14 protein-coding genes and 1 other RNA gene are annotated in these 14,249 nt (G+C 45.9%); 8 read left to right on the plus strand and 7 right to left on the minus strand.

Features of this window, described 5'->3' with window-relative positions; genetic code table 11:
• Positions 1–145 precede the first annotated feature (145 nt).
• Complete coding sequence (gene tpx / locus OM416_RS12250; protein ID WP_017689381.1) at positions 146–664, plus strand: thiol peroxidase; 519 nt, start codon at positions 146–148, stop codon at positions 662–664.
• Positions 665–736: 72 nt separating this feature from the next.
• Here tpx and OM416_RS12255 read toward each other — a convergent pair whose 3' ends face one another.
• The 4 genes from OM416_RS12255 to OM416_RS12270 form a co-directional block, all read right to left on the minus strand.
• Complete coding sequence (locus tag OM416_RS12255; RefSeq protein ID WP_017689382.1) at positions 737–1,129, minus strand: DUF1499 domain-containing protein; 393 nt, start codon at positions 1,127–1,129, stop codon at positions 737–739.
• A 182-nt stretch (positions 1,130–1,311) separates the two neighbouring features.
• A non-coding RNA gene (gene ssrS, locus OM416_RS12260) (6S RNA) lies at positions 1,312–1,503 on the minus strand.
• Between the two features lie 51 nt (positions 1,504–1,554).
• A complete protein-coding gene (locus OM416_RS12265; RefSeq protein WP_076330474.1) occupies positions 1,555–2,367 on the minus strand; it encodes a YesL family protein in 813 nt (270 codons plus the stop codon).
• 208 nt (positions 2,368–2,575) lie between these two features.
• Positions 2,576–4,174: a DEAD/DEAH box helicase gene (locus OM416_RS12270; RefSeq protein ID WP_264929621.1), complete on the minus strand. Its 1,599-nt coding sequence runs from the start codon at positions 4,172–4,174 to the stop codon at positions 2,576–2,578.
• Between the two features lie 305 nt (positions 4,175–4,479).
• Between OM416_RS12270 and OM416_RS12275 the strand changes: the two genes are divergently transcribed.
• The 4 genes from OM416_RS12275 (at position 4,480) to OM416_RS12290 (ending at position 8,577) form a co-directional block, all read left to right on the plus strand.
• Positions 4,480–5,301: a YitT family protein gene (locus tag OM416_RS12275; protein ID WP_145319319.1), complete on the plus strand. Its 822-nt coding sequence runs from the start codon at positions 4,480–4,482 to the stop codon at positions 5,299–5,301.
• A 175-nt stretch (positions 5,302–5,476) separates the two neighbouring features.
• Positions 5,477–5,665 (plus strand): hypothetical protein, encoded by a 189-nt coding sequence (locus OM416_RS12280; RefSeq protein WP_029880762.1) that lies wholly within the window; start codon positions 5,477–5,479, stop codon positions 5,663–5,665.
• A gap of 160 nt (positions 5,666–5,825) precedes the next feature.
• Positions 5,826–7,007: a putative glycoside hydrolase gene (locus OM416_RS12285; RefSeq protein ID WP_264929625.1), complete on the plus strand. Its 1,182-nt coding sequence runs from the start codon at positions 5,826–5,828 to the stop codon at positions 7,005–7,007.
• Between the two features lie 217 nt (positions 7,008–7,224).
• Positions 7,225–8,577, plus strand: a complete 1,353-nt coding sequence (locus OM416_RS12290) for an MATE family efflux transporter (protein WP_264930713.1) — start codon at positions 7,225–7,227, stop codon at positions 8,575–8,577.
• An 85-nt stretch (positions 8,578–8,662) separates the two neighbouring features.
• On the opposite strand, the gene pfkA is transcribed toward OM416_RS12290, so the two are convergent.
• Positions 8,663–9,634 carry a 6-phosphofructokinase gene (gene pfkA / locus OM416_RS12295; protein WP_169478620.1) on the minus strand — a complete coding sequence of 324 codons (972 nt, stop codon included), beginning with the start codon at positions 9,632–9,634 and terminating at the stop codon, positions 8,663–8,665.
• Between the two features lie 53 nt (positions 9,635–9,687).
• Positions 9,688–10,767, minus strand: coding sequence for a tetraprenyl-beta-curcumene synthase family protein (locus OM416_RS12300; RefSeq protein WP_264929628.1), 1,080 nt, complete (start codon positions 10,765–10,767; stop codon positions 9,688–9,690).
• Positions 10,768–10,946: 179 nt separating this feature from the next.
• Here OM416_RS12300 and OM416_RS12305 point away from each other — a divergent pair, with 179 nt between their 5' ends.
• Positions 10,947–12,287: a multi antimicrobial extrusion protein MatE gene (locus tag OM416_RS12305; protein WP_264929630.1), complete on the plus strand. Its 1,341-nt coding sequence runs from the start codon at positions 10,947–10,949 to the stop codon at positions 12,285–12,287.
• A gap of 40 nt (positions 12,288–12,327) precedes the next feature.
• On the plus strand, positions 12,328–13,500 hold the full coding sequence (locus tag OM416_RS12310) for an MFS transporter (RefSeq protein ID WP_264929632.1): 1,173 nt from the start codon (positions 12,328–12,330) through the stop codon (positions 13,498–13,500).
• Positions 13,501–13,653: 153 nt separating this feature from the next.
• Here the strand turns inward: OM416_RS12310 and OM416_RS12315 are convergent, their stop codons facing one another.
• Complete coding sequence (locus tag OM416_RS12315; protein WP_017689394.1) at positions 13,654–13,851, minus strand: cold shock domain-containing protein; 198 nt, start codon at positions 13,849–13,851, stop codon at positions 13,654–13,656.
• Between the two features lie 162 nt (positions 13,852–14,013).
• Between OM416_RS12315 and OM416_RS12320 the strand changes: the two genes are divergently transcribed.
• Complete coding sequence (locus OM416_RS12320; RefSeq protein WP_017689395.1) at positions 14,014–14,247, plus strand: hypothetical protein; 234 nt, start codon at positions 14,014–14,016, stop codon at positions 14,245–14,247.
• Positions 14,248–14,249: the final 2 nt, after the last annotated feature.

Raw genomic sequence — 14,249 nt, forward strand, 5'->3', positions numbered from 1 at the left:
TTTCTTCTTTCACTCCACCCTGTTCAGATCGGACTTACATCTCTGATCCATCGTAATGGTACATGCCCGAATTGGACAATGCCTTTCATAAAAGATTATAATGGATTTTGGCACGGATCACCAATTTATAAGGAGGAACATTATTATGACACAAGAACGTACAGGCGCAGCCACATTTAAGGGCAACCCTATTACATTGATCGGACCCGAACTGAAAGTGGGCGATCAAGCACCCGATTTCACACTGAGCAAGAACCTGGTTGAAGATGCATCCCTGAAAGACTTCGCAGGCAAAATCAAATTAATCAGCGTTGTTCCTTCCCTGGATACTGGCGTATGCGATGCGCAAACTCGTCGTTTCAATGTTGAAGCTGGAGAACTCGGAGACAATGTTGTTGTCTTGACAGTAAGTGTTGACCTTCCGTTTGCTCAAGCCCGTTGGTGCGGAGCAGCTGGCGTTGACCGCGTAGTAACATTGTCAGACTACAAAACACGTTCTTTCGGTGAAGACTATGGCGTTCTGATCAAAGAATTCCAGTTGGACATGCGTTCCATTTTTGTGGTGGATGCTGAAGACCGGATTACATATGTGGAGTACCTGCCTGAAATGACAGACTCCCCTAACTTCGAGCAAGCAATTGCTGCTGTAAAAGCTTTGCTGTAGAAGTCATCATACGTTCAGAACAAAAGCGAGGAAGGTTAACCTTCTCTCGCTTTTTGTTATTCATCATCTATTTCAATCATTTGCTTTATACTTGCTCAGCTTTTTATCCAGTACAGAGAATAAGTTCATAATCGTCCGATAGTTAGAGCCCAAGTCTCCAAGTGAACCACGGGAAGCAGAATACATATCCACCGCACTGCGAACAGGACTTACCGAGATAATGGAAACTGTAATGTCCATCGTCCGTCCAAAGGTAGTCCGTTTCTCCAGTATAACTTCTCCAACAGAAGGCACTTCGTGCAGCACTTTATACCCTGGAATCTTTTTGAGTGTCGAAGAAACCTCTTCCCAGGCTCTGTCTTTGGATAAGTTATAGTACCGTGTTTTTAATTTGGGATCCTTGGCTCGATCGCTGGTTCCCTCCATGCTGCGGATGATACCGACGAGCGTTCTCTTTAAGGTCAAGACCCTTCCTCCTTTGAATGTAACCGTTCCATTTATGTATCTTAGTGTAACATTGTTCAAGTAGTAACAAAAGGGTAAGCATCATATTTATCACAAAACCAATCAAAACCATTCATCACAACATAAAAACACCCTGAAATTCCTTCAAAAGAGGAAAAGTCAGGGTGCTGTACATGAAAATTTAGGAACCCGCCTATGCCGTCCGGCTACATTGTCTTATGAACCTGCTTGGCAGGTGGGTGACCGCAAAAATGCTTTTTGAAGTCCCCATGTCGTATAGACAGGGCTTTTCAGCAACATTCTGTGTTGATCTCCCGAAGACATCATCATTGGTTCAAAACAACGAATAACCGAAACGTACATCGCAGGATGTACAATTATTATATCCCTAACTGTGTAAAAAGTAAATGGCGATCCATCATGTTTTATTTTTGCAGTGTAATGTTTTTGTCGTCTGATGTCTCAGATGCTTCACCGTTCTCTGCTGATTTCTCAGCCAGCGCAGCGGCTTCCTCTTCTTCTTTCTTCAACTGCATCTTCTCCATCTGCTCCTGCATTTTGTTGAAAGTTGCGTAGAAGTTAAAGAAAGCAAACCAGGCGATGATACTAATAATGAAGAAGATGAACAAGACCGGATAACGGAAACCGATGTAGAACAACAATCCGCTTCCCAGCAATGTGGAAAATACACGGAAAGGTCTGATCAGCGTTAGCAATACCGCATTTTTGATAATGAGCCCGATGGACATATGGTAGTGTACAACCATCGAGAAAAAGTTAAAGAGTGATACAAATAACAAGAGAAGCAGCACAAGCATAATGATTCCCACGAGCTGCATGTTACGGAACTGCGTCATGTACACCGTATAATCCAGATACATAATCGCGAACAGCAGCGTGTAAAAAATGCCCCCAATCAAACTTTGCTTGTAGTTTTCCTTGTAACCTACAAAGAAAGTACGGAAGATCGGCACATCCGTGTCGCCCATATTCCATTTACGAACAACCGTAAACAGCGCCGAAGTCGCCGGGAACAGTGTAAGCGGTGCCACAATGGCTATAGCCCAGTTCATTTGCAATGATTCGTTGGCGAGGTTCTGCTGCATCACGAGCAGTTTCATAATCAAGAAAAACAAGAACGGTGACGAACAAATAGCCCACAACAGATTGGTTGCGGCCAGTCTCGTAATCCACTCTGTAAGCCGGTAGATCCCGCCCATAGCTCCTTTAAATTCCAAACATTTCTCCTCCTCCGCAGCCTTGCGTATACCTAAAGTCTAATATTAATATACCTTATTATAGATAGGAAAAGCCAGCACTTCCCGAAAAGAGATCGGCCAGGCCCTTGGCCAGTGCTTTTGGTAGTGAGCAAAAGACGATACAGCCATTAGAAAATAAAAAAAATGGAGCAGTTGCCTGCTCCATTTTCCAGTTCATACGTTTATATTACTCGAAAGAAGAATCTTTCGCAGGACGACGTCCTTCGTTGCTGCTTGGACGCGGTTTGCGGTCACGGTTGTAACCACCTTCTCTGCTTCCACCGCTAGTGCTGCTGCTGCCGCTGTTACGATCACGGTTGTAGCCACCACGTCCGCCACCACTGCTGTTGCGATCGCGGTTGTAACCACCACCACTGCCGCCGCTACCACTTGTGCGGTTACCGCTGTAACCCGATGGTTTACGTCCGCCTGAGCGAACATCTGGTTTACGACGCTTCGCACGGATCGGATCTTCAGGAGTCAGATCAACTTGAGCATCTTTTTTGTCACCTGTCAGGAGCTTCAGTGCAGCCGACAACAGTTGAACAGAATCATATTGCTCAAGCATTTGAATCGCGATACCTTTGTATTCGTTCAGTTCGCCCGATTGTACGATTTCCAGCAAACGCTCTGCTGTCAAACGTTGTTTTCCTTCAACCGCTTCTGCCATTGTTGGCAGTGGTTTACGTGGAATACGGTGACGTGTTACACGCTCGATGAAGTGCAAGTGATCAATCTCACGCGGTGTAACGAAGGACCAAGCAGCACCCTCTTTACCCGCACGACCTGTACGACCGATACGGTGAACATAGCTCTCCGGATCTTGCGGAAGGTCAAAGTTAACAACGTGAGTTACGCCAGATACGTCGAGACCACGTGCAGCTACGTCTGTTGCAACGAGTACGTCAATGCTGCCGTCACGGAACTTACGCATTACCGCATCACGTTGATTCTGGGACAAGTCACCATGAAGACCGTCTGCAGAATATCCACGTTTTTGCAAAGCTTCAGCCAATTCGTCAACACGACGTTTTGTACGTCCGAATACGATCGCCAGTTCAGGAGATTCCATATCCAACAAACGGCTCAACGCTTCGAATTTTTGACGCTCAGGTACTTCGATATAGGATTGGTCAATCAATGGTGCACTAACATGTTTCGGAATCACAGAAATGTGCTCAGGATTGTTCAAGAATTGTTGTGCCAATTTTTGAATGTTAGGAGGCATTGTTGCTGAGAACAGCATCGTTTGGCGCTCGTCTGGAACTTGTTTCAGGATGGATTGGATATCCTCCATGAAACCCATGTCGAGCATTTCATCTGCTTCATCCAGTACAACAGTTTGTACATCATCAAGTTTGATTGTTTTGCGGTTGATGTGGTCAAGGAGACGTCCAGGTGTACCAATGATGATCTGTGGTTTTCTTTTAAGTGCACGGATTTGACGAACGATATCTTGTCCGCCGTAGATTGGCAGGGAGCGCAGACCTTTGAAGCGAGTAAGTTTTTCGATCTCTTCAGCAACTTGAATTGCAAGTTCGCGTGTAGGTGCCATAATGAGGGCGCGGATTTTCTCGTCACTTTTCGTGATTTTGCTGATCAACGGAATACCGAATGCAGCTGTTTTACCCGTACCTGTTTGAGCTTGACCAATCAAATCTCTGCCTTCGAGTGCCAAAGGAATCGCTTTGGATTGGATCGGTGTTGCTTCTTCAAACCCGAGCTCAGTGATGGCTTGCAGCACCAGTGGTTCAAGATTGAAATCTGTGAAATTTAAATTTGTCAAAATTATTCATGCTCCTTTTATATGGTGGACATGGTGGACAATCCACTTTGTTGTCTGTATTCTTAAGTAGCGTTAATATTTATAGGGTATCCCAACGGGACGAATTATTTTCACTACGAATATAATTCCATTGAATGGGTCCCCAACATAAGACTAAAACTACATACATGTGTTTGAAACATTTCAAAATTTTATTGCTCCATTTAGGAAAAGTTTCCTACTCAAGAATATCCACAAATTATTATATCACAAAACAATTCAAGATTACCAGCAATCTGGTTTTAAATATAAATGAGGTGATTAAATTGCCCAAAATAATTTGGCACTCTTTAGTGATCATTTTGGGTGCTGCAGCTATTGCCTGCGGCTTCAACTGGTTTTTGGTTCCCCATCAGCTTTTGAGCGGCGGGGTATCCGGTATTTCCATGCTTCTGGGTTATTTCACGACTTTGAATCTTAGTATAATGTATTTTGTTCTCAACATTCCCCTGCTTATTGCAGGTTGGTTTATTCTTGGACGACGCTTCATTACATTAAGTATTCTCTCGGTAGCAGCCACTTCCTGGTTCATCGCGCTTCTGCCTGTTTTTGCTGTGGCTACAGACCCTTTGCTAAGCTCTGTATTTGGCGGTGTACTTATTGGACTGGGTACTGGCGTATCCTTCAGAGTCGGCGGCTCCACAGGCGGTCTGGACATTGTCGGTTCCATTTTCACGCGTAAACGAGACTTTCCGATCGGTACGGTAATGGCTGGCATGAACGGTACCATCATTATGCTCGCGGGATATCTGAGTGACAACTGGAATACTGCCTTGGCCTCTATGGTATCCATCTACATTACAGGCAAAGTGCTTGATCTGATTCATATCAGTCACGTCAAAGTAACGCTATACATTATTACAAACGAAACCGAATCCATGTTGAAGAAATTACTTGTTCGACCACGTGGGGTTACCAAAATTAAGACTCAGGGCGCGTACACGGATATTGAAAAGGACATGCTCATGACCGTTACCACCCGTTACGAGTTGGTTGAAATCAAACGTATTATCAAGGAAACAGATCCAAACGCCTTTGTTAACATTGTGGAAACGGTTGGTGTTATGGGCTCATTCCGCAGAAGTTGAGACACCTGTACGGTTAACAATTCACAACATTGTGGTATAATAACGGTGTACGGCTCCTAAATATGTTGTATAGCAGGTTCAACCCTTCAATTTTCACAGGCCATATGCTTTCCCGAATCGCGCCGAATGACTTACCATTTTGGAATTCGAGTAGGAAAGGGTGATTAATGTGGATATGGAAACGGTAAAACTGTTTGAGATTGTCAACAGATGGTGCCCGGAAATGCTCCCTTTCTTGAAACCGAATGAACTCGACTCACTGATTGTCCTACGGGATGGGCTGGGCATCCTGGAACAGGGAGACGCAATGGAAATCATTCAGTACAGTATTTGTGAGCATCAAAATGAGATTTACATTCAATAATTTTTTTCGATTGATCGCGCCGCTTCTTGCAGGGGATTTCCTCAGCAGGAAGCGGTTTTCATTTTTTCCATGTGTTTCATTACTTGATTAATATGGTTAAAAGCCCGGAGGCTTTAATGTATAATTCATACATGGAATGCACATAAGGGAGTGGAAATGAATGAATATGTTTTGGGCTTTACTGGCTATGGCCTTTGGAAGCTTTGGTGGTGCCCCCGCAGTGGCGGACCAGGGAAATCCACAGTTCCAATTTTTAACCAACAGTTTTAACACCGCAATTATCCAATCTCAAAAAGATCAGGTCGTTATTGATGCCGATAATCCACCTGCCAAAATCGACCCTCAACCTGACGCCCCCGTGGTCAAAGGGATTTATGTAACGGCTTATAGCGCCGGCGGCGCACGTATGAAAGAATTGCTGGACCTGACAGACAGTACCGAACTGAATGCTATGGTCATTGATATCAAAGACGATCTCGGATACATAACTTATCCCACAGAAAACAAAGCGCTACAGAAAATGGGCAAATCCCAACCTTTTATTCGGGATATCGATGCCTTGATGAAACGATTGCAAAAACATGAGGTCTACCCGATCGCACGTGTCGTTGTATTCAAAGACACCATTCTAGCGAAGAAGAATCCGGAGCTTTCTTTCCGCAACAAGGATGGTTCGGTTTGGGCGAATGGCAAAGGCGACAGCTTCGTAAATCCATACAGCAAGGAAGTATGGGACTATAATATCGAGATTGCCAAGGAAGCAGCCAAACTTGGATTCAAAGAAATTCAGTTTGACTACGTCCGTTTCCCGGAAGGTTTCGAAACTCGTGCGGATGTACTGAAATATACCAAATCTGACAAGTCCCGCGTCGATGTTGTGGCTGAATTCGTGCAATATGCACGCAAAGAATTGGCACCACTAGGTGTTCGTGTCTCGGTTGATATTTTCGGTTATGCCGCTTCCGTACCTGCGGCTGAAGGCATTGGACAGGACTTTGTTAAAATATCCGAAAATGTGGATGTCATCTCACCGATGGTATACCCTAGTCACTATTCAACTGGCTGGTATGGGGTGAAGGACCCTGACAAAGATCCATACACGACCATCAAGGGCTCGATGGAAGACACACACAAGAAACTTGACCCTACCAAGGAGCTCAAACCTGTCATTCGTCCCTGGATTCAGGATTTTACAGCAAGCTGGCTGGGCAGTGGACATTACATCAAGTATGGCAAGAAACAAGTGGAAGACCAGATTAGAGCAATGAAAGACATGGATGTGCATGAATATCTGCTCTGGAATGCGTCCAACCGATACACTTCAGGTGTAGATTATAAGTAATCCGGCCTCTTTCATATTTCTGTATTCATCCAACCTCGTCCCGTTGAATCGGAGCGAGGTTTTTTTTGTGTTCATTTTGTGGTGTTCATTTTTCTCGGTACGCCCTACTCTATTTCTGTCCCTATTCAAAACGGACAAAATCCACTACAATGAATAGCTGTCCATATACGACACTTGGATGACATCTCTTTAGAATAGCGAGGCACTGCCAGTGAACATGAACACAACAAGCTTTTCACAAAAAGTGAAGCAATTCCTGATTATATTTTTACCCATCTTCACCACTCAAATCGCCCTCTCTGCCATGTCGTTCTTCGACACGAATATGTCAGGCAAGTTCTCCCCTGCCGACCTTGCAGGAGTGGCCATCGGCACAAGTCTATGGTTGCCCGTGCAAACTGGGCTGAGCGGCATTCTGATCGGAATTACGCCTGTCGTTTCCCATTTGCTAGGTTCCAAACGAAATGATCAGATCGGGTATAACGTCATACAAGCGTTGTATCTTGGTATTGCTGTCAGTCTACTCGTTCTAGGAGCTGGGGCGTTGTTACTTGGACCTATACTGAACGGGATGCCTCTGGAACCCCGGGTTGCCCAAGTTGCTTTCTATTTCTTGTGTGCACTTGCTTTTGGCATCATTCCGCTCTTCGGATATACGGTACTGCGCAGCTTCATGGATGCTCTTGGCCAGACGCGAACTACGATGTTCATTACGTTGGTCTCCCTTCCCGTTAACATCTTTTTGAATTATCTGCTGATTTTCGGCCGTTGGGGTTTCCCGCAATTGGGCGGCGTTGGTGCTGGAGTCGCTACAGCTTGTACGTACTGGCTAATCTTCCTCATTAGTCTCTTTTTTGTCCATCGGGTTGAACCTTTCGCCCAATACGGCATTTTCCGTCAATGGACCCGTGTATCCTTGGCGAAGTGGAAAGAATTACTCAAGATCGGGGTTCCGATTGGATTCGCGACTTTTTTCGAAACGTCCATCTTCGCTGCGGTGACCTTAATGATGAGCCGTTTCGATACTACAACAATAGCTGCCCATCAGGCGGCACTGAATTTCGCTTCTACGCTCTACATGTTGCCTGTAAGCATATGTATGGCACTTACGATCCTTGTGGGCTTTGAGGCAGGTGCAGGACGTCTGAAAGACGCCAAACAATACAGCCTGCTCGGAATTGGTGGAGCCATCGGGCTTTCACTGCTGACAGCCGTCGTGTTGATTGTGTTCGGCGAACAGATTGCAGGCGTATATTCAAACGATCGGGAGGTCATTGCACTTACGCAGCATTTCCTCATCTACGCGATCTTCTTTCAAATCTCGGATGCGATTGCCACACCGACTCAAGGAGCATTACGTGGCTACAAAGATGTTAATCCGGCACTAATCATTACGTTTGTAGCGTATTGGATTATCGGTTTGCCTGTAGGTTATCTTACAGCTACGTATACTTCACTCGGCGCCTTTGGGTATTGGATCGGACTTATTGCCGGCCTTGCTGTAGGAGCAACTGCGCTTCTCTGGAGACTCTTCCTGGTACAAAAACAAGCAGCACTCCGTAAGGCGTAGCATCGGTACACTCACTTACTTTGGAAAATAAAAAAGAGCACAATCCTCTTCAATACGGGATTGTGCTCTTTGCTTATGAATCGAATTACTGGGACAAACGTTGTGCAAGCTCGTAAGTCTCCATATCGAAATCTTTTTTCGTGTTAACCACTTTATCGATATCCGTCAGGGTAAGCTCCCCCTTGATAATGCCACAACCTTTGTCTGTCTCGCCTGCAATCAGACTGCGAACAGCGAAATCGCCCAGACGGCTTGCCAGGTTACGGTCGAAAGGTGTTGGTGTACCCCCACGCTGAATGTGACCCAGAACGGTTACACGCGGCTCATATGTCGGGCAACGTTCCATCAGTTCTTTCGCTACATCCTCACCCTTGCCCACGCCTTCAGCAACAATGATAATACTGTGACGTTTACCGTGTGCAAAGTTAGCTTTCATACGATCTGCCACTTCGTCCATGTCAAATGGAACTTCCGGTACAAGGATCGTCTCAGCACCCGAAGCAAGTCCGGCATGCAGAGCGATATCCCCGCAGTGACGACCCATAACTTCAACGATGGAAGAACGTTCGTGTGAAGACATCGTATCACGCAATTTGTTCACCGCATCAACCACTACGCTTACAGCCGTATCGAATCCGATTGTATGGTCGGTGAATGAAACATCGTTATCAATCGTTCCAGGCAGACCCATTGTATTAATGCCCAGCTTGCTCAGTTTGTTCGCTCCGTTGTAGGAACCATCTCCACCGATAACAACCAGACCGTCAATGCCACGTGCACGCAGAATGTCCGCACCTTTTTGTTGACCTTCAGCGGTGTAGAACTCCTTGCAACGTGCCGATTGAAGAACCGTTCCCCCACGTTGGATGATATCCCCTACACTACGCAGATCCATTGGGAAAATGTCATTATTCAAAAGACCCTGGTATCCACGTTGGACTCCGTATACTTCGAGACCGTGAAACAGTCCACTGCGAACAACCGCACGAACAGCCGCGTTCATCCCCTGTGAATCACCACCGCTCGTTAATACTGCGATTTTCTTTACTGCTGTCATGATGTTTCTTCCTCCTCTAGTTTCACTTCAGGCTCCGCAACAACACACCTGACTTACATATTTTTCCGTATCCAGCGACTGAAAATGAAGAAAAATATTCTTGTCATTGGACTATTCTTCATCAGACGTTTGGACACGACGCGAACTTCCTGCTGTTCGCTGACTTTGGGATCAGACAGGTAAATGGCAATTAGTCCTTCGATGATCATCCGGTGAAAGGAGCTTCCCGGAATCTTCTGCACATCGCTGCGTGCCATCTCCACAATAAAAGCAATTCGGTCCAGCATTGTCTCTACATTCTCATAATAGTTGCAGAAGTTGAGATCTCCCCCGATGCGGTCCTCATCCTGATCAATTAAGTAATCGAGCATAATGTGCAATGCGCATACATGTGGGAAATAGGCCGTGTGGATCGAGGCCGCTTGCTCTTCAGTCAACTGATCGTCACTCGCAGCCAGAAACAGCATGAATACGCCCAGTGTAGAGCCAGTTGCAGCAGCAAATTCGTTCCAACGAAACTGAGGTGTGCGATGACGGTGCTCCGACCACCATTCGAGCAGTGCCGTTTCTCTCAGTTCCGGCTTGATATGCTTATATACCTGCAGGTCCGTGTATAGGCCTGCCAGATCCTGAATTCGGGGCTTGGCGGACGCATAGCCTGGTAACTGACGGGTCAGTTCCTGACATGTAGTCACCAGATTCCGCAGATATCCACCGTCATCCTGCTCCTCACGGAGGGCATAATAATTGACGGGAATTGCTTCGGGATCTACCGCATCAAGCATGGATTGATGGAGAAGACGAAAGTCATCCGGGTCCATCGAGGTGCTGCGGTCGCACAGATTGTCCAAATAATCACTAATAGTTTGATATGAAACGATCAGCGGAATCAGAATGTGCCTGTTGGGCAAATCAGCTAAAGCGTAGACGGTTCCGCCTTCACAGTGAAACTGTTTATCCTTCAGACTGGCAAGTGCCTGTGTACGCAATTCCTCATTCGGAATCGCCTCAGCTTGGACACGCCATCCATTCAGCGCCTTCCGTGTTTCCGGAATGGTGTATTTGTACACCCCTCTCATCAATGCCAGCGGTCCACGCGGATATTGATGACGTTTTCGATTTGATTGGCTCAAAATAAATGTGCCTCCACTTGGTTGAATACGTATTAGAGCGATTTTTAACCATTCCTATTATAATATGATCCCCTTAATTGTACAAATGATCTGCCGCATATTCCGCACAAAAAATCGCATCGGCGTTCAAAGCTTTGTGATATACTATCCATATTTCATCCATCAAAGGAGTCGTTGACATGTCGTCAAGTGAATCACTTTCGTGGAGACGGTTATTTTCTTTTTTTGTGCCACTTGGCATTTCCGCCTCTCTCGTCACCATTTCTCACGTCATTATAAACAGTACATTAGCACGTTCCGCTCATCCCGAGACGGTTATTGCCAGCTATGCTATCGCCGGTAGCTTATTAACCCTCACGGAACGCCCCTCCACACTGCTGCGGCAAACCTGTTCCGCACTGGTTCGCGATCGCCTTTCCTTTCAGGCCCTCACGTTTGTGACCAAAATATTTCTTGCCTGTGTGCTTCTCATCGGTTTTCTCATCGTTTATTCCCCCGTGGGTACCGGGGTATTCAAATACCTGTTTGGTGTAAGTCCAGACTTGCTGACCAAAGTCATTGACGTATATGAAATTCTCATGTATGTGAGTATCTTTTCAGTAATCCGCAACATCTACCAGGGAATCATCATTACGAATAACCGAACCAAGTGGTTAACGATCGGTATGGTATTCCGTTTAGCTGGCATGTATGGACTATCCCTGTATTTCATATATACAGACAGCATTGACAGCGGACGTGTAGGCGCTATCATTTTTGCTGCTGGCATGATGATTGAAGCGCTGGTCAGCTTTCTGGAGGGAAACAGCATCAAGCGTAAGATGCCAGCCAAACTTGAGGATCATCCCGTCGAGAGCAAGGGAGACGTATTTCGCTTTTATAAGCCGCTGCTGCTATCCAGCTTTGTAGCGCTGTTTATAGGACCGGTCATTAATATCGTACTTGGCAAAACGACTGGAATCGCATTAGCCATTTCGTCCTTTGCCATAGCAAGCAGTCTGATGCAGTTGATGCTAAGCTTCTTTACATACATCCATCAGATCGTGCTTAATTTCTATCTTGTGGATGCCAAACTGGTACGAAAATTCGCACTTGTCACCGGATTTATTCCGTTTGCGATGATGGTGTCGATTGCCTATACTCCCTTGGGACCATGGGTACTCGAAAATGTCATGAGCGTTCAGGGCGAACTGTTGGAACAGAGTCTGTGGACACTGCGTGCGTTCGTCTTATTCCCGCTGATCTTCCCTTTTTTGGATTTCAGCAATGGCCTCATTCTGCTTCGCGGTCAGACGAAAACGATGTTTCGTTCGCAAACCGCGAATGCAATCTGCACAGTAATCGTGCTGCTTATACTGGTTAGTATCTTCCCTGCATGGAATGGCATGATTGGAGCTGTTGCCCAATCCCTTGGCCTGCTCGCCGAACTTATCATTGTCTGGCTTGTCATCCGGCGCACGCAGCAAGAACCTACCATGTCCGTGCCGAAAGCCGGTAAATCAACATCCCTGAAAGGGTAATAAAATCATTGAACTGTTATCAGGATTGGAGTCTCTCATCATGAAATTAAGTCACAACGCCCGCCCAGATCAGAACTGGCTGCGGGCTCTCATGTTCACCATCTTCGGTTCCACCGTTCTGGTGGTATCCTACTTCCAGTTGTACTTCAGTCATCTGGGCTTCAGTCGTGCTGAGATCGGTTATCTCTACGGGATTGGCCCCCTCATCTCCGTGTTCTCCAATATGTTCTGGAGCATGGCAAGTGACCGTTACCAGACTGTGCGGAAAGTGATGATCATTCTGCTTGGTGGTCAATTGATCACAGGTATCATGCTCGCTAATGCAACGACTTTTGGTCAGGTATTTGTACTCGTGACCCTGTTTTACTTTTTCTATTATCCAGTCTATCCACTCTCCGATACGATGGCTATCACAACGGCCAGCAAATACGGTCGAAATTTCACTTCCATACGTGTCTTCGGATCGATCGGGTATGCCTTCTTCGCATTAAGTATCGGGTACTTCCTTGGATCTTTTGGTCCAGGATGGACGATCTGGGTTTGTGTCGGTCTCGCCGCCACAACACTGCTTATCAGTTTTCAATTGAAGGATCAACCTTCGGGAAGTAGTAGCAAAATGGATCTATCGGGGCTATGGGCTATTTTGAAACGCAGAGATGTGCTCACCTTTTTTGGCTGTGTATTTTTGCTTGCCATGGGACATCGAATGAACGAAGCTTTTCTTACCATCACGCTAAAAGAGCTGGGCGCCAGCGAGGGGCTGATCGGTTGGTCTTTGCTGATCTCTTCCGTAAGTGAGATCCCGATATTCCTGCTGCTTAGCAAGTATGGAAATCGATATAAAGAACTGCCGCTCATTGCTTTTGCTGCACTGATGTATACGGTTCGTTTGCTTCTCATGTCCATATCCGATACACCTGCAGCTGTCGTTGCGATTCAGACGATGCACAGCGTTACCTTCGGTATTTTCTACGTTACGGCGGTCCGCTACATCATTCGCCTTGTTCCAGACAACTACAGAGCTACGGGTATGGCTTTGTTCACTATCGTGTGGTCCAGTGCTTCGGGGCTGCTAAGTGGAACGTTGGGCGGACTGATACTGGAACATGCAGGCAGACAAACCTTCTATCTCACCGCGATGGCTTTCTCTCTGGCTGCCCTGATCGGTTTCGGATTGAAGTTATGGTCCAGCATGACCCATCGTACGTCTTAAACACACAGGAAACCCACACCGTATTCCCCCGATATTCACACCAAAAATGAGAATCAAAAAAAGCACAGTCTCCCTTGAGGGGACTGTGCTTGGGTTCATAATGTTCAGCTATAAATTTATCATGTATAAGAAGTCCGTTAGCCGGAAAAATTCTTACAGTTTGTTTACGTTAGCTGCTTGAGGACCACGGTTTCCATCAGTGATTTCGAATTCTACCGCTTGACCTTCTTCCAATGTTTTGAAGCCGTCTCCTTGGATTGCGGAGAAATGTACGAATACGTCCTCGCCGCCTTCAACTGAAATAAAGCCATAGCCTTTTTCTGCGTTAAACCATTTAACTGTACCTTTCAAATGAAAAACCTCCTAAAAATATCGCCATCTATGGCGAATACCCTTATTATACTGTATGGGCTTCCATTTTGCAATTTATCTTTCCATAAATGTCGAAAAAATTTGCTTTGAATCGTAGGGTACGGTATCATTTTACCAAAACCGTTAGTTTGGAGACTACCTATGATAAAAAAACATGAAATATACAAAACAGACAAGTGGAATATGATGACCGTAGAAGTTCAGGGCAAATATCTCGTACTGCGAGAAATTTCGGAAGAGTGGGGCGAAGAATGCCATACATTCCTTAGCCGTCCTGCGTTAATGCACTGGGCTGAACGCCGTTTTCCAAAAGCAGATTTTGAGAACCGTGAGGATGAATGGCGTCAATTGATGGCTGCCTTCAAAGGGGTCTAACC

The organism is Paenibacillus sp. LS1, assembly GCF_026013365.1.
GTDB lineage: Bacteria > Bacillota > Bacilli > Paenibacillales > Paenibacillaceae > Paenibacillus.